Origin of the sequence: Listeria grandensis FSL F6-0971 (assembly GCF_000525835.1) — a bacterium.
In the GTDB taxonomy this organism is placed as follows: domain Bacteria; phylum Bacillota; class Bacilli; order Lactobacillales; family Listeriaceae; genus Listeria_A; species Listeria_A grandensis.
The window spans coordinates 68,036-86,528 of the sequence record NZ_AODD01000001.1 but is presented as its reverse complement, the minus strand read 5'-3'; the positions used below and the strand labels follow the sequence as shown (position 1 = coordinate 86,528).

General features: G+C 41.4%; 18 protein-coding genes and 3 pseudogenes. 8 read left to right on the top strand and 13 right to left on the bottom strand.

The window, feature by feature from the left end; translation table 11 throughout:
- Nucleotides 1–51 precede the first annotated feature (51 nt).
- Nucleotides 52–2,203: pseudogene (locus PGRAN_RS00390) on the top strand (ATP-dependent Clp protease ATP-binding subunit).
- Between the two features lie 66 nt (nt 2,204–2,269).
- Here PGRAN_RS00390 and fabI read toward each other — a convergent pair.
- The 4 genes from fabI to yjbM all read right to left on the bottom strand — a co-directional run bounded on the left by fabI (nt 2,270) and on the right by yjbM (nt 5,731).
- Nucleotides 2,270–3,058: an enoyl-ACP reductase FabI gene (gene fabI / locus PGRAN_RS00385; RefSeq protein ID WP_036064082.1), complete on the bottom strand. Its 789-nt coding sequence runs from the start codon at nt 3,056–3,058 to the stop codon at nt 2,270–2,272.
- A 72-nt stretch (nt 3,059–3,130) separates the two neighbouring features.
- Nucleotides 3,131–4,021 carry an RluA family pseudouridine synthase gene (locus PGRAN_RS00380; RefSeq protein WP_036064081.1) on the bottom strand — a complete coding sequence of 297 codons (891 nt, stop codon included), beginning with the start codon at nt 4,019–4,021 and terminating at the stop codon, nt 3,131–3,133.
- A gap of 214 nt (nt 4,022–4,235) precedes the next feature.
- On the bottom strand, nt 4,236–5,027 hold the full coding sequence (locus tag PGRAN_RS00375) for an NAD kinase (protein WP_036064079.1): 792 nt from the start codon (nt 5,025–5,027) through the stop codon (nt 4,236–4,238).
- Between the two features lie 41 nt (nt 5,028–5,068).
- Entirely contained in the window at nt 5,069–5,731 is a 663-nt protein-coding gene (yjbM, locus tag PGRAN_RS00370; protein ID WP_036064077.1) for a GTP diphosphokinase, read from the bottom strand.
- Nucleotides 5,732–5,897: 166 nt separating this feature from the next.
- On the opposite strand from yjbM, the gene PGRAN_RS16085 reads away from it, so the two are divergent.
- From PGRAN_RS16085 to yjbH, 4 genes are all read left to right on the top strand, one after another.
- Nucleotides 5,898–6,143: a tetratricopeptide repeat protein gene (locus PGRAN_RS16085; RefSeq protein ID WP_051998357.1), complete on the top strand. Its 246-nt coding sequence runs from the start codon at nt 5,898–5,900 to the stop codon at nt 6,141–6,143.
- A 78-nt stretch (nt 6,144–6,221) separates the two neighbouring features.
- Nucleotides 6,222–6,380 (top strand): hypothetical protein, encoded by a 159-nt coding sequence (locus PGRAN_RS16690; protein WP_159101096.1) that lies wholly within the window; start codon nt 6,222–6,224, stop codon nt 6,378–6,380.
- Between the two features lie 19 nt (nt 6,381–6,399).
- Nucleotides 6,400–6,981: a CYTH domain-containing protein gene (locus PGRAN_RS00360; RefSeq protein WP_036064074.1), complete on the top strand. Its 582-nt coding sequence runs from the start codon at nt 6,400–6,402 to the stop codon at nt 6,979–6,981.
- Between the two features lie 274 nt (nt 6,982–7,255).
- Nucleotides 7,256–8,059 carry a protease adaptor protein YjbH gene (yjbH, locus tag PGRAN_RS00355; protein ID WP_036064072.1) on the top strand — a complete coding sequence of 268 codons (804 nt, stop codon included), beginning with the start codon at nt 7,256–7,258 and terminating at the stop codon, nt 8,057–8,059.
- A gap of 72 nt (nt 8,060–8,131) precedes the next feature.
- Here yjbH and PGRAN_RS00350 read toward each other — a convergent pair.
- The 9 genes and pseudogenes from PGRAN_RS00350 to PGRAN_RS00320 all read right to left on the bottom strand — a co-directional run.
- A pseudogene (locus tag PGRAN_RS00350) lies at nt 8,132–9,520 on the bottom strand (MFS transporter); the annotation flags it as partial.
- A gap of 156 nt (nt 9,521–9,676) precedes the next feature.
- On the bottom strand, nt 9,677–10,519 hold the full coding sequence (locus tag PGRAN_RS00345; RefSeq protein WP_036064070.1) for an SDR family oxidoreductase: 843 nt from the start codon (nt 10,517–10,519) through the stop codon (nt 9,677–9,679).
- Complete coding sequence (uxuA, locus tag PGRAN_RS00340) at nt 10,516–11,601, bottom strand: mannonate dehydratase (protein ID WP_051998356.1); 1,086 nt, start codon at nt 11,599–11,601, stop codon at nt 10,516–10,518. The genes PGRAN_RS00345 and uxuA overlap by 4 nt, the downstream gene beginning before the upstream one ends.
- A 42-nt stretch (nt 11,602–11,643) precedes the next feature.
- Nucleotides 11,644–13,050 (bottom strand): glucuronate isomerase, encoded by a 1,407-nt coding sequence (gene uxaC / locus PGRAN_RS00335; protein WP_036064069.1) that lies wholly within the window; start codon nt 13,048–13,050, stop codon nt 11,644–11,646.
- Nucleotides 13,047–13,760, bottom strand: a complete 714-nt coding sequence (locus PGRAN_RS17545; RefSeq protein ID WP_338151694.1) for a hypothetical protein — start codon at nt 13,758–13,760, stop codon at nt 13,047–13,049. Before PGRAN_RS17545 ends, uxaC begins: the two co-directional genes overlap by 4 nt.
- A pseudogene (locus PGRAN_RS17540) lies at nt 13,746–15,175 on the bottom strand (glycoside hydrolase family 31 protein); the annotation flags it as partial. The pseudogene PGRAN_RS17540 and the gene PGRAN_RS17545, both read right to left, overlap by 15 nt.
- Before the next feature lie 74 nt (nt 15,176–15,249).
- Nucleotides 15,250–15,468 (bottom strand): hypothetical protein, encoded by a 219-nt coding sequence (locus PGRAN_RS17535; RefSeq protein ID WP_241433251.1) that lies wholly within the window; start codon nt 15,466–15,468, stop codon nt 15,250–15,252.
- 21 nt (nt 15,469–15,489) lie between these two features.
- The gene (locus PGRAN_RS00325) at nt 15,490–16,125 is read right to left on the bottom strand and encodes a bifunctional 4-hydroxy-2-oxoglutarate aldolase/2-dehydro-3-deoxy-phosphogluconate aldolase (protein WP_036064068.1); all 636 of its coding nucleotides are present in this window, start codon (nt 16,123–16,125) and stop codon (nt 15,490–15,492) included.
- A 56-nt stretch (nt 16,126–16,181) separates the two neighbouring features.
- A complete protein-coding gene (locus PGRAN_RS00320; protein ID WP_036064066.1) occupies nt 16,182–17,129 on the bottom strand; it encodes a sugar kinase in 948 nt (315 codons plus the stop codon).
- A gap of 210 nt (nt 17,130–17,339) precedes the next feature.
- On the opposite strand from PGRAN_RS00320, the gene PGRAN_RS17060 reads away from it, so the two are divergent.
- The 3 genes from PGRAN_RS17060 to PGRAN_RS17425 are packed head-to-tail and all read left to right on the top strand — an operon-like array spanning nt 17,340 to nt 18,326.
- Nucleotides 17,340–17,525, top strand: a complete 186-nt coding sequence (locus PGRAN_RS17060) for a LacI family DNA-binding transcriptional regulator (protein WP_241433250.1) — start codon at nt 17,340–17,342, stop codon at nt 17,523–17,525.
- Nucleotides 17,526–17,551: 26 nt separating this feature from the next.
- The gene (locus PGRAN_RS00315; RefSeq protein ID WP_277619688.1) at nt 17,552–18,175 is read left to right on the top strand and encodes a substrate-binding domain-containing protein; all 624 of its coding nucleotides are present in this window, start codon (nt 17,552–17,554) and stop codon (nt 18,173–18,175) included.
- Complete coding sequence (locus PGRAN_RS17425) at nt 18,072–18,326, top strand: substrate-binding domain-containing protein (RefSeq protein WP_338151693.1); 255 nt, start codon at nt 18,072–18,074, stop codon at nt 18,324–18,326. The genes PGRAN_RS00315 and PGRAN_RS17425 overlap by 104 nt, the downstream gene beginning before the upstream one ends.
- The last annotated feature ends 167 nt before the right edge of the window (nt 18,327–18,493 follow it).

Below are 18,493 nucleotides of genomic sequence, written 5' to 3'. Positions count from 1 at the left end.
CAAATAAAGTCAAAGTCAGACCTAATCTCAAATTTTTCAGGAGGTTATGATATGAAATGTCAAAATTGTAATCAAAATGAAGCTACGATTCAACTATATATGAACATGAACGGTCAAAAAATGGAGATGCCGCTTTGTGCGGATTGTTATGCCCAACTTCGCGCATCCAGTGGAGCACGAGGTCAAAACGGTTTTTACTCCCCAATGGACGACTTTTTCGCGAATATCGCTGGACAACAACAACGAAACGCACAGCCTGAACAGAAAACTGCTGTAAAAACACAAGTAGCTGGCGGCGGACGTGGCGGTTTCCTTGGAGAATATGGGACGAACTTAACAGCTCTGGCGCGAGATCGGAAACTAGATCCTGTAATTGGCCGAGACGATGAGATTCGTCGTGTTATCGAAATTTTAAACCGGCGCAATAAAAATAATCCTGTCTTGATCGGTGAACCTGGTGTTGGTAAAACCGCTGTCGTGGAAGGGTTGGCAAACGCCATTATCGCTGGCACAGTCCCTTCTAAACTACAAAATAAAGAAGTGATTCTACTCGATGTAGCCTCCCTTGTTTCGAACACAGGTATTCGCGGTCAATTTGAGGAACGGATGAAACAGTTGATCACGGAACTACAAGCCGATGAAAACACGATTTTATTTATCGATGAAGTTCACACGATTGTCGGAGCGGGATCTGCCGAAGGTTCGATGGACGCAGGGAACATCCTGAAGCCAGCACTTGCTCGCGGGGATCTGCAAATGATTGGGGCAACCACGCTAAAAGAATATCGCAAAATTGAAAAAGACGCCGCGTTAGAACGTCGTTTCCAACCAGTTATCGTGGATGAGCCTACGACGGATGAAGCACTGACGATTTTGCAAGGCTTACAAAGCAAATATGAAGCATTCCATCACGTTCATTTTGCAGAAGATGCGATTGAGGCTGCGGTGACGTTGAGTGATCGCTATATTCAAGATCGTCATTTGCCAGATAAAGCGATCGACTTGATGGATGAGATTGGTTCCAAATACAATTTAACATTGACACATATTGATCCAAATACAATCAATGAGCGGATTATTAAGCTAGAGGAGCAAAAAGATGCCGCCCTGCGCAATGAGAATTACGAAGAAGCAGCTTCCGTTCGCGATGAAATTACGAAATTAAAAGAAGTGAAGTCAGAAGGTTCCACAAGCGATATACCCACGATTCATGCCGCTGATATCCAAGCGCTAATCAGAGGAAAAAACAGGAATTCCAGTTGGACGCTTACAAGCTGATGAGCAGTCTAAAATGAAAAATTTAGAAAGCAATCTACAAGCGAAAGTCATCGGTCAAGAAGAAGCCGTGACGAAAGTTGCCAAAGCGATTCGTCGCAGCCGTGTTGGTTTGAAACAAAAGGACCGCCCTATTGGTTCATTCTTGTTTGTTGGGCCGACCGGGGTTGGTAAAACCGAACTTGGCCGCACACTTGCTTCCGAAATGTTTGGTTCTGAGGATGCGATGATTCGTCTAGATATGAGTGAGTACATGGAAAAACACAGCGTCTCGAAGCTGATTGGCTCCCCTCCTGGCTATGTTGGTCATGAAGAAGCCGGTCAACTAACTGAGAAAGTACGCCGCAACCCATACAGCATTATTTTACTAGACGAAATGGAAAAAGCACATCCTGACGTGCAGCATATGTTCTTGCAAATTTTAGAGGACGGTCGGCTTACTGATAGTCAAGGACGGACAGTGAGCTTTAAGGATACCGTGATTATTATGACAAGTAACGCTGGCGCTGGCATTTCTGAAGCCTCCGTCGGTTTCGCGACCACCGCTAGGGAAGCCATGAAAAAAGAATCACAAATTCTGGACAAACTTGGCGATTACTTCAAGCCTGAGTTTCTCAACCGTCTAGATGCGATTGTTACATTCCAAAGCTTAGCCCAAGAACATCTACTTGTTATCGTCGACTTGATGCTAGCAGATTTGAATAACATGTTGGCAGCGCAAGAAATCGAATTAACTGTCGACGACGATGTAAAAGTAAAACTTGCTGAGATTGGTTATGATCCTAATTTTGGAGCAAGGCCGTTACGTCGAACCATTCAATCACATTTAGAAGATGCGATTGCTGATTTTATGATTGAACAACCTGATACAAATGCACTTGTTGCTGTTTTGGATAGGGACAAAATTACCGTTCAAGCGGCAGAATAACAAAATAAAAGCATGTCGTGACGCTCCTTTACAAGAGCAGCACGACATGCTTTTTTGTTGAATCGTTTAGAACCCAATAATATGATAACCGCTGTCTACGTGAATCATTTCGCCAGTCACGCCGCGAGATAAACCACTGAATAAGAACAAGGCTGTGTCTCCCACTTCTTCGGCTTGCGTGGCCCGTTTTAAAGGAGCCTTCTCTTCTACTAAAGCTAGAGATTCACTGAAACTTCCAACACCGCGCGCGGAAACCGTACGGATTGGCCCAGCCGAAATCGCATTAACACGAACGCCATCTTTTCCTAAATCCATTGCCAAGTACTTCACGCTAGCATCAAGTGCTGCTTTTGCTACGCCCATGATATTGTAATTTTTCACGACGCGTTCGCCACCGAGATATGTCAATGTTACTAGGCTTGCATCGTCTGTTAACATCTCTAAATGCTTAGCTGTACGTGCAATGGCTGTGAAGGAGTAAGCACTAACTTCATGTGCTTGCAAAAAGCTTTCGCGATTTACTTCCAAGTAATCACCAGCAAGGAAATCTTTGTTAGCAAACGCGATACAATGCGCAATACCAGAGATTTTGCCGACTTTCGTTTTGATTGCTTCAAAAGCTGCAACGATCGCTTCTTCTTTATTTACGTCACATTCGATAACGAGTGGATGCTTGTTATTTTCATTCAGCGAGCCCACAAGTTCATCAATGCTACGCTTCGAACGATCATCTGCATATGTAAAAACCAGATTTGCTCCAGCCTCATTCAATGAACGAGCGATTGCCCAGGCGATGCTTCTTTTGTTTGCTACACCCATCACGACATAGTTTTTTCCCTCTAAAGATAAATTCATATGTTCCATTTCCTCCTTAAAATTACACGCTTTTCTTCATTTTACACGAACGATCGCGATTTTAAAACCTTATTACTCATTTTCTCGCAAAATTTGCGCAAGGTCTGCTGCCATTTCACTATCCCAAGCCATTTTCTCCTCGGTAAAGGGGTGGATTAATTCTAGATGACTGGAATGAAGCGCGTGGCGTTGCAACAATTCCACTGGGCCCCCATACATGCTATCACCAAGCAGCGGGTGTCCGATATGCGCAAAATGAACCCGAATTTGGTGTGTCCGCCCTGTTTCCAGTTGAATTTTAACGTGGTCAAACGTGGCATAACTTGCGACAACTTCATAATTTGTCTTGGCATATTTGCCATCAGGAACGACGGCGCGCTCAATGAGGCTCTCTGGATTCCGACCAATTGGGGCCACGATACTATCAGATTTCGCCTTCATATTTCCAGAAACGAGCGCCTGATATTTCCGTGTAACATGCCCATTTTGATGCAAAGTGCTAAGCCTTCCATGTGAAAATCGTGTTTTGGCAATCAGCATCAAGCCCGATGTTTCCTTATCCAGCCGAGTAACGATATGAATCGCTGAATCAATGCCGTTGTTCAGATAATGCCCTTTTAAATGATTGGCGACAGAACCACTAGGATGATACTGCGACGGAATACTCGTCATTCCAGCCGGCTTATCTAAAACAAGGATAAAGTCATCCTCAAACACGATATCAAGCGCTCCGAATTCCGCAAGCAACCGTTCATTCTCCTGCTCTTTCGGAAAAGTAATCCGCACATGCTCCCCCGTTTTCACACGATAAAGCACATTCTCTTCGTTTCCATTCACCTCAATCTTTCCATCCTCCGAAAATTTCACAGAAGTAAGAAGAAGCTTAGAAACATGTTTATTTCGTAAAAAAGTGCGCAGCATCAGATTATCATCCTCCGCCACGACATGCCATTCTAAATACATGATTATACCTCTTTTGTTTATGTTTATATTTATTTAGATCTTAGCTCTACCGAGTAAGATCTAAATTCTGCTACCAACAAATTGAGCGAAAGCGTTTGTATTCAGGAGATTCGGTGGAAGCCGGAAGCGGAGCGTACTTGTGTACATGAGAATCGGAAGTCCGCCGAATCTCCTGAATGCGAACGCTTGCCGCCGATTTACATCACATATACACCTATTCCTCAATAAACGAGTCGTGTACCCTTTTCCAAAATGGGAACGATCGGAATCGCGCAAACATCACTTTTTGCTGGGCGACGTCATATCTAATCTCGTGAACATCGCGATGCAGAATACTCAAGTGATCCATCGATACTTGAAAATCTTTATCATTTACCGGCTTTAACGTCACGGAATGGTGTTTTGGTAAAATAAGTGGTGAACCTATCGTCCGGTATACGCGATTATTGATCGATGCCATCTCGGTCAACTGCATGGCTTCAATGGATGGATGCATCAATGCACCACCCAGAGCTTTATTATACGCCGTTGTTCCAGAAGGCGTCGACATGCATAAGCCATCACCACGAAAACGCTCAAAGTGAGAACCATTGATTTCAACATCCACAACGAACGGCCCGCCGGAACTTTTCACGGTAGATTCGTTAAGCGCTAAATAGACTTTCTCTTTACTACCGCCATATTTAATCGTCGTTTTTAAAAGTGGATAAGCCGCTGTATCATATTTTCCTTCGACAATCGCAAAAACTAATTTTTCCGCCTCGGATGGGCGCCAGTCTGCATAGAATCCCAAATGACCGGTATGAATGCCGACAAAAGTTACTTTATCCAAACGATGTTGGTACTCATGGAAAGCCGCGAGCAGCGTTCCATCCCCACCGATAGAAATCACAATCTCGGGTTCTGCCTCATCATATTCCATGTCAAAATCATCGAAATAACCGATCATTTTGAGGCGTAACAGATCCGACTTTTCATCACCTCTTGACGTGACTACATACTTCATCATTACTTCTCCCCTATTCTTTACACAGACGAATCATTCCATTAATTTTTTGGCAATGTATGATGGTTCGCATTTTTGTCTTTTGGCACTTCTTTATTTTTTGTGAAGTAGACCTGCGCTTCTTGCACTTCTTCACGAATTTCGCTCATTTCTTCGTCCAATCGAAACGCGGCTTCGGCTGCACGCTTTAACCGTAGATTGATGTCTTCTGGAAATTCACCTTGATATTTATAGTTCAGCGAGTGCTCAATTGTCGCCCAAAAATTCATTGCCAACGTTCGGATTTGAATCTCAGCTAAAATTTTCTTCTCACCTTGTACCGTCTCAACTGGGTACTCAATCACCACATGATAGGAGCGATAACCACTCGGCTTTTTATTTGTAATGTAATCGCGTTCTTCAATAATTCGAAAATCATTGCGCTGGCGTAGTAAAGAAACAACGACATTAATGTCATCCACAAACTGGCACATCATTCGAAGTCCTGCGATATCTTGCATCTCCTCCACTAGACGATCCAGCGGAATATCCTTCTTGTTCGCTTTATCCAAAATACTTGAAACAGGCTTCACGCGGCCGGTCACAAACTCGATTGGCGAATGATTATTTGCTAATTGAAACTGTGAACGCATTCCCTTTAGTTTAATTTTCAGTTCTTCCACTGCTTGTTTATATGGCGCTAAAAAATCTTCCCAATGATTCAAAACACTCACCTCATATGTCGATTTTCATTATGTGATAAACTTGCTCGCCTTCTATTTTAGCATATTCGCACGCCTTTCTCTCCTATTTACATCTAGCTTTTTTGATTTCATTTATTCTACCAACTTGTGTTAAAATGAAAGCATACATAATCCAGGGGGGAAAACGATGATGAAAACACCAGAAATTCTTGCATTACTTGAAAACGGGAACTATCAAAATGCCAAAGAATCTGCCAAAAGTGCCCTACTAAAAGAACCAGACAATGCCCTCTTACACTACTATGTTGCCTGGAGTTACGATGGTTTAAGCGAAGAGACTGAAGCAATTTCCTACTATGAAAAAGCGCTCGAAATGGGCCTCCCAAAAGATGACTTAGCTGATGCTTACATTGGTCTTGCCAGCACGTATTGAGCCATTGGTAATTACGCAAAAGCCAGCGAAACTTTTCAGAAGGCTCGCGTTGCCTTTCCAGAAAACCAGGCACTTACCGTGTTCGCAAGCATGGCGCTCTACAACAAGCAGAATTATAAAGAAGCCATGCAGCTCGCCATCAAAATTATCGGAGAAACATCAAGCGATCCGACAGTAATGGCTTACAAAAAAGCCATTATCAATTACTCAGAAGACTTAGATGCTGTCTGGGATTAATAAAAAGGAGTTCCTGCCCATGAGTCAAGAATTAGAAATTGAATTTAAAAATATGTTGACCGCAAGCGAATATGATCTATTGATTAATGAATTCCGTTTGGTGGAGGCTGATTTTTTCACGCAAACGAATTATTATTTTGATACCGCTGATTTTCAGTTAAAAGATCGCTTAGCCGCCTTAAGAATTCGAAAACGGGAACTACACTACGAACTTACCTTAAAAACACCGGAACAAATCGGCTTATTGGAAACGACACAAATCTTAGCGGAAGAACAAGTTACAGCGATTTTAGACGGCGCTAATATCCCTGTTGGTCAAGTCCGTGACGCACTATATACGCTTGGTATCAACCACCAAGATCTGGTCATGTTCGGTTCGCTGACAACAACCCGTGCCGAAAAAACCTACAAAAAAGGATTGCTTGTTTTCGATAAAAGCTTCTATAGCGATACACACGATTTCGAATTAGAATACGAAGTCGCTGATTTTGAAAAAGGAAAACTCCTTTTTCATCGCTTTTTAGAGGACCGACAAATTCCACAGCGTCCAACAAAGAATAAAATATTACGTTTTTATGAAGCTGTTTACAAAGAGAAATAAACCCATTGCTATCACGTGATGTTAGCGCACTCATCGACGGATGCGAAAATAAAGGTTCATCTAAAATGTTACGATTCCGTCAAATTTAGGTAAGGAAGTTTTTTATTTTTGATTGCAATCATTTGTGAATTTACCTTTCCACTGCTAAAATATAATTATGGTAGTATGAATGATGTCATGACATATTCAGCAAACAGCCTTGTCAGAAAATAGGCCATTCGCATATACTTTGTCTAATCAAGAGAGATTAGAATCTGAAAAACAGGTGATAGCAATGATAAACCAAAATTTATATCTTCAATCGGTCTGTAATAGCAAGCCTATTGAGATTTATCTATTTTTCGACCCGGCTTGTACGGATTGCTGGAATATGGAACATACGATACGGAGGTTGCAGATGGAATATGGCAACTACTTTAAGTTGCGCTATGTCCTCCATAATAACCTGCAAACGGTGATGAATCGGCAGAAACGAAATGCCTGTACGATTCCACAACCTGAAATGGCTCACATGTCTTATATTTCCTGTTTAGCCGTGAAAGCTGCTGAACTTCAAGGGAAGAAACTAGGCATTGATTTCTTGCGCAAACTACAAGAATCCCATTTTATCGATGAAAAAGATATTTCTGAAGCCGATGTTCTATACGAAACCGCTCGAATGGTTGGACTTGATTTGATTGAGTTCAAAAGCGATCTACAGTCTAATCTCGCTAAACGTGCCTACATTGGTGATCAAAAAGTGGCGCATGAAATGGAGATCGACGAAAACCCAACAGTTGTCTTCTTCAATCGAAATATTGAAGATGAGGGGTTAAAGATCAGCGGCTTGCATCGTTATGATGTATATGTGCATATCCTTTCCGAGTTGCTCAATCACTTCCCAGAACCAAAAGCAACACCAACGCTTGAGGAATACATGGAAGAAGTCCAGATTTCTACAACGAAAGAGATAGCTAGTTTATATGCTTTACCTGAGAAACAAGTAGAACGTCAAATGAAGAAGTGGCGTTTGCAACAAAAAGTTACAATGGTCGACTCTAAAGATGGTCAAACGCTTTGGAAATACGTCGCTCTATAAAAAATCAAAAAAGATGAACCTTTACCTGTCTCCTTGTGTGGAACTGGCGAAGATTCATCTTTTTTGATTGCGCTATACTGTTTTCTCCCTAATTGGAACAATATGATTATTTCCCCAATTGTTCTCGTACTCCCATCCTGTCAACTCTTCTACTACTTCTTTTGTATGTTGGTCCACAGTTTCCATAGACCCACCTTCTTGGAGACGTGCAATTTCATTTAACAAAACTTTGTGATTCGCTCTCGTTAATTTAAACTTGCTTGAGATAAATAGACCAAATAGCGCGAAGACAATTGTACCAATACCGAACACAATGATGATACCTCCAATCGCACTACTCGATTGAACCGCTTGCTTCGAAACAAAACCAAAACTTTCTAAAAAAGCACCAACTAAAAGAATCGCCACAGATTGCACGAACTTCCGCGTAAATGTCATCATACCTGCAAATATACCTTCTCGTCTTTTACCTGTCAGCATTTGATCGACATCGGCCACAAAACTATAAATATTCCAAGGTACATAGAAAGTCCCGCTTCGGCCAACCCCCATGATAATCGAAACCACATAAAGCATCAGCAAAATTTGGGCGACGGCAAAATAGTAAATCGCAATGAATCCTAATATCCCACCAATAACTGTTGTTAAAGCAATTTTATAAGCCGCTCCATTTCCAAACTTAATACAGAACCATGCGAAAATCGGTACAAATATAATTTGAACGACAGCCATTGTACTCAAAAGCTTAGACGCCAACACCGCATCTTGACCAATAGCGAACGCAATGAAAAAGGCAAACGTGGCGCCGAAAATATCTTGCGCGAGAAAGGCACCTGTATACATAAGCACGTGTAAGCGGAATGTTTTCACTTTAAACGTGGAAATCAGTTCTTTAAACAGATATCTCATGTCATTTCTAAAGGAATCCTGCTCCTGCTCACTCTCTACAACTGGCTGTTCCCAAGTAAATTTGTATAAGCAAAACATAATAATCGCGTAAATAATAGAAAAACAGATCCCCATCAATAGGAATGACGTGGGAGAATCTTCCCCATAAATTTGGATTAATACGCCCGGCAACCATGAAGCTAGGAAAGTCGCTCCTTGTGAAAATAGCAAACGAACTGTCGTTAACTTAGAACGCGTATTGAAGTCTCTCGTCATCTCAGCTGGCAACGTCTCGTATGGAACTGTGATTAGTGAAAATACAAATCCAAACATAACGTAAGTAAGTAAATAATACCAATAACCACCGAATCCAACGGTCCACATCAATGCGTAAGTTAAAGATAGTGGCATACCGATTAGGAAGAAAAAGCCCCGTCTACCGAAACGTTTTCCTAATTTCGTTTTATAAAAATTATCTGTAACGTAGCCCATCAATGGATCAAAGAAAGCATCGACAAAACGACCAATTGCTACAATCGATGTCGCTTGCACAGGCGTCAAGCCAGCAATATTCGTATAAAAAAAGAATTAACCATAAACCTGCGATGGCAAACGCTCCGCCACCAAATACATCACCCGCACCATAGGACAAAATTGTCTTAAAGCCTATTTTTGGATTTGCCGTTCTATTTATCATGTTCATAACTCCCCTTTATTTTGATGTGTCCGTTAAACACCGGAATATGCTGAAAATCCACCATCAACTGGTATAACAATGCCCGTTATAAAACCAGATGCTTCCTCATTCGCTAAAAACTCAAGCGTTCCTAGAAGTTCCTCTGGTTCACCAAAGCGCTCAAGCGGCGTATGGCTAATAATTTTTTCCGCCCGATCCGTTAGCTGACCATCCTCCGCAATGAGCATTTTTTCATTTTGCGTGGTTAGAAAGAAACCTGGGGCAATGGCGTTGACACGAATACCGACCTTTGACATATGCACCGCTAACCATTTCGTAAAATTACTAATCGCTGCTTTTGCGCCGCTGTATGCAGGAATTTTCGTTAACGGTGTATCAGCATTCATGGAAGAAATATTGATGATCGAACAACCGGCTCTCCCAATCATGTCTTTGGCAAATACTTGTGTCGGCAACAATGTCCCCATATAATTCAAATGAAAGACGGATTCAACCCCTATTTCCTTCAAGTCAAAAAACGTTTTTAGCGTTGCATCGTGCAAATCTTCTGCAGCAAAATATTCTTTAGAAGTCGTACCATCTGGGTGATTGCCACCAGCCCCGTTAATTAAAATATCGCAAGGTCCGAATGCTTCCAACACTTGTTTATGGGCCTCCTCCAAACTCGCTCGTTCGAGTACGTCAGCTGCTAAACACATGGCTTGTCCACCAGATGCTTGTATTTCTTTTGTCACAGCATCACCCTTCACTAAATCGCGACAGAGAATCACAACTTTTGCCCCACGCGCTGCCATTCGCTTTGAAAAAGAAACACCTAGAACACCCGATCCACCAGTAATGACAACCACTTTATTTTTTAAATTTGCTTGGCTCATTTTATGCCTCCATATATGTTGAAATTTTGGAATTTGCATCGTTCTTTTTTTCTAACAGCCTCCCAAAGCCCTCCGAGGTAAACGGCTCCTAGTGCGCGGTCATATAGCCCGTATCCTGGTTTCCCAGTTTCTCCCCAAATCATTCTGCCGTGGTCTGGCCGAATCGGACCTGCAAAGTCGATATCTGATAGTGCCTTAATAATTTCATACATATCAATCGATCCATAAGCAGACATGTGCGCGGATTCCTGAAAATCTTGGTCACCAGTGCGCTTAATATTACGTGCATGCATAAAATGAATTCTCTGCTTCTTCCCAAAATAGCGAATCATTTCTGGTAAGTCGTTTGTCGGACTCGCTCCCAGAGAACCCGTACAAAAGCAAAGCCCATTGTGAGCGCTATCCACGATATTTATGAAGCGCGTTAAATTTTCTTTATTCGTGATAATACGAGGTAGCCCAAAAATCGACCATGGTGGATCATCCGGATGAATCGCCATTTTTACGTCTACTTCTTCCGCAACAGGAATGATTTTCTTAATAAAGTACGTGAGATTTTCCCATAATTGCTCCTCATCCACGGAACGATACTGATCAAACAGTATTTCCAAATCTTCTGTGCGATAGCTTTCATCCCAACCTGGTAGACTCAGCTCGCCTTGAAGTGGGTCCATTTTTTCAACGATTGCTTTTTCATAGCTAAGACAAGTTGATCCGTCCGGTAATGGATGCTCTAAAGAAGATCTTGTCCAATCAAATACTGGCATAAAATTATAACAAATGGTTTTAATACCACAGCTTGCCAGATTGCGAATCGTTTGTTGATAGTTTTCAATATAGCGCTCTCTTGTTGGCAAACCTAGTTTAATATGCTCGTGCACTGGTACACTTTCAATCACCGATAACACAAGGCCTTTACTTGTTATTTTATCCACTAGCGCTTGAATTTTTTCGACGGACCAAACTTCACCAACTGGCACATCGTAAATCGCAGACACAATTCCTTTCATTCCTGGAATCTGTCGAATATAATCTAGTGAAATTGGGTCACTATCCCCATACCATCTAAATGACATTTCCATCTTGTCTACTTCACTCCTGTTCCTCTTTCAATTCCACAGCCATTACAGTTCTATTTGAAAATAATTTTTCGCGTTATAAAACGAGATATCTTGTACCATTTGACCGACAAACTCGTAATCTCGAGGGACTTCACCAGCTTCCATCCAGCCGCCAATGAGCTGACAGAGAATGCGCCTGAAATACTCATGTCGCGTATAGGATAAGAAACTTCGTGAATCCGTCAACATCCCAACGAACGTACTAATTAATCCAGCTTCCGCCAAGGCTGTCATCTGCTGCATCATGCCTGTTTTTTTATCGTTATACCACCAACCAGAACCGAACTGTATTTTGCCTTTTTGCCCGCTTGCTTGAAAGTTTCCAATTGTGCTGGCAATTAAATCGTTGTGATTCGGATTTAACGTATAAATAATCGTTTTCGGTAAGCAATCCTTCCTTTCTAAACTATTTAAAAGCTGATTCAACGGTTTCGCTAATGGAAAATCATTGATCGAATCGAACCCACTATCTGGGCCCAATTCGTTAAAACGTTTCGTGTTGTTATTACGAATCGCGCCAATATGCCATTGCATCACCCAGCCTAACTCGCTATATTGCGCTGCTAAAAATTGTAGTAAGAACGTCTTATACTGCTTTTCTTCCACGATGTTCAATACCTTTCCATCACAAGCTTTTGCAAATAGCGTACTCGCCTCCGTCAAAGTGACCGTTTCGTAAAAGAGAAACTCAAAACCATGATCAGCAACGCGGCAACCAACTTCATGAAAATATTGGACACGGTTCTCTAATGCCTGTAGAAAATCTGGAAGTTCCGTTATCTCCCTGTTTGATACCGCACCAAGTTCTTCCACGAACAATTGGAATCTCGGTTTGTTAATTTCCAAAGCCCGATCCGGACGGAATGTTGGTAGTACTTTTGCTTCGATCGCTTTATTATCCGCCATTTGCTTATGGTATTGGAGGGAATCAACGGGATCATCCGTTGTACAAATTACTTTCACTTGGCTGCGCTGAATAATGCTTTGCGGGCGAAGATCCTCAGATTGCAATTGCTCTTGACAGTGATTCCATAAAAACTCCCAATCAGCCGCCTGAACAACACCGTCAAAATTAAAATAGCGTTTCAATTCCATATGTGACCAGTGATACAGCGGATTCCCTATCGTATACGGTAATGTTTCTATCCAAGCTCGGAATTTTTCCTTATCGCTCGCATCACCTGTAATCAATCGTTCGTCGACACCGAAACTACGCATCGCTCGCCACTTATAATGGTCACCTGCTAACCAAATTTGAGTGATGGTATCAAAGGGCTTATTCTCTGCAATTTCCTTTGGGCTCAAATGACAGTGGTAATCATAGATTGGCATCTTTTTCGCATAGTCATGATATAAGATTTTGGCGCTATCTGAATCTAATAAAAATTGCTCATCCATAAAATGCATCATGCGCCTTCCTCACATTCGGATACAAGAAAACAAAAACGGCCATCTCGTGACTCCAATTTTTGCCCATTAACAAAGAGTGGTCTTTTTTCATTCGCCGGTAAATAAAAATTCATTTGCTCGTACGGCAGTTGATAGCCGCCTGTTTTCGTCACACGCACATCGATTTGATTCGTCGCAACTGTGAGCACAAAATGAATTTTCGCACAACTTGTATCAGAAATAACAGAGACACCATCGTCTTCAAATAACGTATACTCACTTTGACCCTCAAGCGTGTGAGGAAACAGCTTCATCCCTCTCGTTTCTTTTCTTGTCGCAAACGTCACTTGATCATCGTTCATCGGAATCATACTGCCAGCTTTTACAAGTAAAGGTGGCTTATCAAAAGGCGCTGGTAATAGGACTGTTTGACCGCCTTCATACCAATTTTCAGTATGATAGTCATACCAGCCATCTACACATTCTGGTAAATAGACTTGCCTTGTCGTCGCACCTTTGTCTACAACGGAAGCCACTAACATCGCGTCACCTAATAGAAAGTCATCACTTGGCTCAAATGTTTTTTCATCTCCACCAAATTCATAGAAGACTGGACGAATAATCGGGCGATAATACGCGTGTGCTTCATAAAGGGCATTATATAAATACGGTGTCAACTGGTAGCGAAACTTGATTAAATGTTTAATATCTTCCGCGACTTCTGGATACATCCACGGCACATTGACAGTTTGATCCGAATTCCAAGAATGAATCGTGAAACGTGGATGGAATATCCCATTTTGCACCCAGCGAACTAATAATTCTGGTTCCGGTGCAGGACCAGCGAAGCCACCAACATCATGACCAATATTATAAATACCAGATAAACTTAAGCCTAATCCCATTTTGATATTGTATTTAAGGGCTTTCCACTCGGTATAATTATCTCCTGACCAAGTTTGTACATAGCGTTGCATACCAGGACATCCCGAACGAGAGATGAGATAAGGGCGCAAATGAGGCGCATACTCCTTCTGTGCTTCATACGATGCTTCATCATTAATAACGGCTGAATAGCTCGAACCAGTTCAAAATCAATCCCCGCGCCAAAACCGTTACACTTAGCGTCTTTCGTCCAAATCTCGAACTCGTTATTATCATTCCAAGTAGAATCAATATTTAATTTTAAAAGCTGTTCTGTTACTTGCTCTTTCCACCATGCAATCGTCTTTTCATTCGTAAAATCTAAGTAGGCACCAGTTTCATCCCAAAATTGGGCTTTCTCCTCCGCTTTTCCTGTGGCATCTTGGATAAACATATTTGCTTCAGCTAACGCTTGATACTGTGGGTGATCCGTTAACAAACACGGTTTAATGTTCGCACAGAGTCGAACGCCTTTGTCATGGAACGTTTGAAAAAGCTGCTCTGGTTCTGGGAATTTATCTTTATTCCAGTGGAAGACATAACGCTTATCTTCAATCGATGTATAGCCCGATGATAGTTGGAAAGAATCACAAATGATATCGTGTTCTTCGCATAACGCAAGAAACTTATGTAACTGTACTTGCGCATCTGGTGCATCCGTATACGTCATCGTTGAGCCCGAATAACCGAGACTCCATCTTGGCGCAAAAATCGTTTGACCTGTGAGCCATGAAAATTTCTCAACCACTTGTTTCATCTCTGGTCCAAGGATAATATAATAATCTAAATCACCATCAACGGCCTGATAATAGCGATACAAACCATGATAATTATCCATTTCATTCCCCATATCAAAAGTAGACTGTGACATGTTGTCATAGAAAATCCCAAAGGAAATTTTTGTTTCGGGCTGGTAAGTCAAATAATACGGGATATGCTTATACAAAGGATCCGTCGTTTCTGCATCATAGCCCATTGGATCTAAACTATGCATCCGATAGCGCCTTCCGTGACGATTCATTTCCCCACTTTTCTCTCCAAGACCGTAATACTGCTCCCGGCGATCTCTTGCCAAATAATGATAGACGCCTTCACCTAGCGATCCATCAAAATTGTAGGCCTGTGTCGCCCGATCCTGAGCAAATTTTATGAATTCACCACTTTGCTCATCACGCGCATACCAAGTGATTTGGAAACCCTCTAAACGAATCGCTACTTTCATCCTCGCCGTTTCGATGTAAAAATGGTCGGTCCCTTGCTCCGTTTTATACGCTGGTAAAGAAAATAAGCTTGTATCTAGCGATCTCGTCCGTTAAATGGGACGTCCTCTAAGCCTGGTGCGACTAGCCACGTTTTATCTATTTTCGGCTGCTCGCCTTTTGTGACAAACACCCGCACGATATCCTCTTCTAAAACATAACAACGTGCATCTATATTTTCTTCAGGTAGCTTAAATACGAGACAATTATCCTTCTCCTCTGTTAACTGAAATAAATAACTATTTTTTATAGACAAATTATTCACATCCCTCTTTATTTATTCATGCGTGGCGCTAGCTAAAATTTCTTGAAGTTGCTGACCGTATGCTTTCAAGCCGGTTACACCATCTTTTCGATAAATACGCACTAAATCACTACCAATACCTACGCAATCTGCTCCAGCCTGAAACCAATCCAGTATATTTTTCTCATTCACGCCTCCTGTTGGCATTAACTGCACAGTAGGGATGACAGATTTAACCGCTTTCAAAAATGGTGCTCCAACGATGTTAGCAGGGAATATTTTCACTAAACTGCTCTGATATTTTTGTGTAGCTGCCACTTCTTTCATCGACATTGCCCCTGAAAAAACCGCAATTCCGAGCGTTTGCCCCACTTCTGCGACTTCTTCAATCAAGTATGGCGAGACAAGAAAATCTGCCTGATGATTAAAACAATCTGTTGCTTCCTCTTTCGTAATAATCGTCCCAGCGCCCACGAGTACATCTGCCTGATATTTATTTTTCAACATATCAATAAGTGTCGGTGCTTCTGGTACTGTCATCGTAATTTCAATCATTTTGATGCCAACTTCAATCATTGTCTCACTAATCTGCTTTGCTTCTTCAAAACTATCCGTCCTAACAACGACAACAATTTTTTCACGTACTAAACGTTCCTGTACATCTAGCATACAAATTCCCCCTATACTTTATGTCTATCATTCACTTGCTCATTTTTGAGGATAGATTAGCGATCTACCATTTCTAACTCACCTAAAACAGCTTGTACTTCCTCATAATAAGGCAAACCTTCGTTGTCTCCTTTTACACTAACAACCATCGAACCCACCGCATTGGCAAAGTTTAACGCCTGTTCGAAAGACTGACCTTTTAATAATGACGAAATAAATCCGGCATCAAATCCATCTCCAGCGCCAACCGTATCAACCACCGCCCTTGGCTGAACCGCTGCTACGTCAAAAATCGTTTGCTGATCAGAACCAATCGCACCTTCTGCGCCCCTTTTGATAACCACTTGCTTCACACCATACTGGTGAAACTCTGCTAAATAATCGTGTAGTGGCATCTTACCAAGTAGCATCTCCGCCTCTTCTTCACCTGTCAGTAAAATATCAACATCAGGCAAAATCGATTCAATAAAAGCCTTTGCTTCCTTCATCGTCCACATTTTCAAACGAATATTTGGATCGAATGAAATGAGCAGACCGTGCTTTTTCGCTAATTTAACCGCATATTGGACCATTTCTTGATTATGCTGATGAATCGATGGAAAAACGCCTGTAATATGCAAAACCTTTGCCCCACGAAAATAAGCGCTTTCAAAATCGGACTCTGACAAGGCTTCTGTAGGAGAGTTCTCCCGATAGTAAAATGATTTGCTGGAACCATCAGAGAGCACTTCACGAAAATAGACAGAAGTCGAATAACCATTAACGAACTCGACATGCGTCACATCCACACCTTCTCCTCTAGCAAACGAAAAGATATAGCGACCAAAATCATCATTGCCTAGCTTGCTAATCCAACCTGGTTTCACACCTAAACGGGCGCAACCGATAGCAAAATTTAACTCCGCACCGCCAGCCTTTCTTTCAAATTGAGGACAAAGACGTAAAGCTCCTTCCTTCATTGGATACATCGAAATTAATGCATCCCCTAATGTGATAACATCCAAAATAACAAACACCTACTTTTCTACAATTACTAAACCGGTTTATGAAGTGATTTTACCAGATTATATGCGTTAGTGCAACAGAAATAGTAAATATTTTTCAATTTCTCACATGTATCACTTTTCCGTAACGAACAGCAGTTCAATGGCACTTTACTGAAAAACAAAGTATACTAATGGGTAGTGAGCTTTATTAGGAGAGGAGTAGATGCTATGAAAAAAAAGAGCATAACAATTGACGATGTGGCGAAAAAAGCTGGCGTTTCTAAAAGCACCGTCTCGCAATACTTAAATAAGCGCTACGAATATATGAGTCAAAGTACCCGCGAAAATATTGAACAAATCATTCATGAGCTTAATTTCCATCCAAACGAATCTGCCCGCAATTTAAAAAAATAAAAAAGACAACTATCGTCGGTATTGTGGTGGCAAACATTCGCCATGCCTTCTCAACAGAAATGATTCGAATTATTGAAAACGCGCTAGAAGCCCAAGACATATACGTCATTATTTGCAATGCCGATGATAATCCACAAAAAGAAGAGCATCATATTCGTGCCCTACTTTCTCGTAAAGTAGACGGTCTCATCATTTTTCCAACTGAAACGAATGCAACTATTTACCGCCAAATACTGAAAGAAGAAATACCTGTTGTATTCATTGATCGGATTGTCGACGGTCTTTCTGTTGATACGATTCTGCTAGATAACCAAATGGCGGCATCACTTGCTGTTTCGACACTTGCTGCTAGCGGTCATAACAAAATTGCCATGCTAACACTACCAACAAGATCTGCTATTTCTCCTCGGATTGAACGAATTGAAGGATATAAGACTGCCTTAACTGCTTGCAAAATCCCTTTCAATCCGGACTATATTTACTCAGATGAATTACATACATTGCCGGCTGGCTTAACAAAAATATTCCAATTAGCAGATAGACCAAATGCGCTTATTGCAGGGAATGATCTTATTTTACGTGAGATTTTGCATTTTTTTAAAAGTTCAAAAACTAACAATCCCCTCAGACGTAGCGGTAATTGGCATTGATGATGTTTCCTATGCAGATATTTATCAACCTAGCTTAACAACAATTGCGCAACCAACAGAAAAAATGGGACTAAAGGTAGCCGAAATTATTTTGAATCGCCTACAAAACAAAGAAAAAAAAAGACCCTCAGCTCTATCGTTTCGCGCCTGAATTAAAGAAAAGAGATTCTTCTTAAACCAGTTCTGATGCAGAGTATTTGCATAACTCCTTTTTCTTTCGTACTAATTCTAATCAAACTTTCATCGGAATGACGTTGGAATTTCATGCATTTGCTTTATTATAGAGAATGTAAAGCAAGGACAGCAATTAGTTTTATC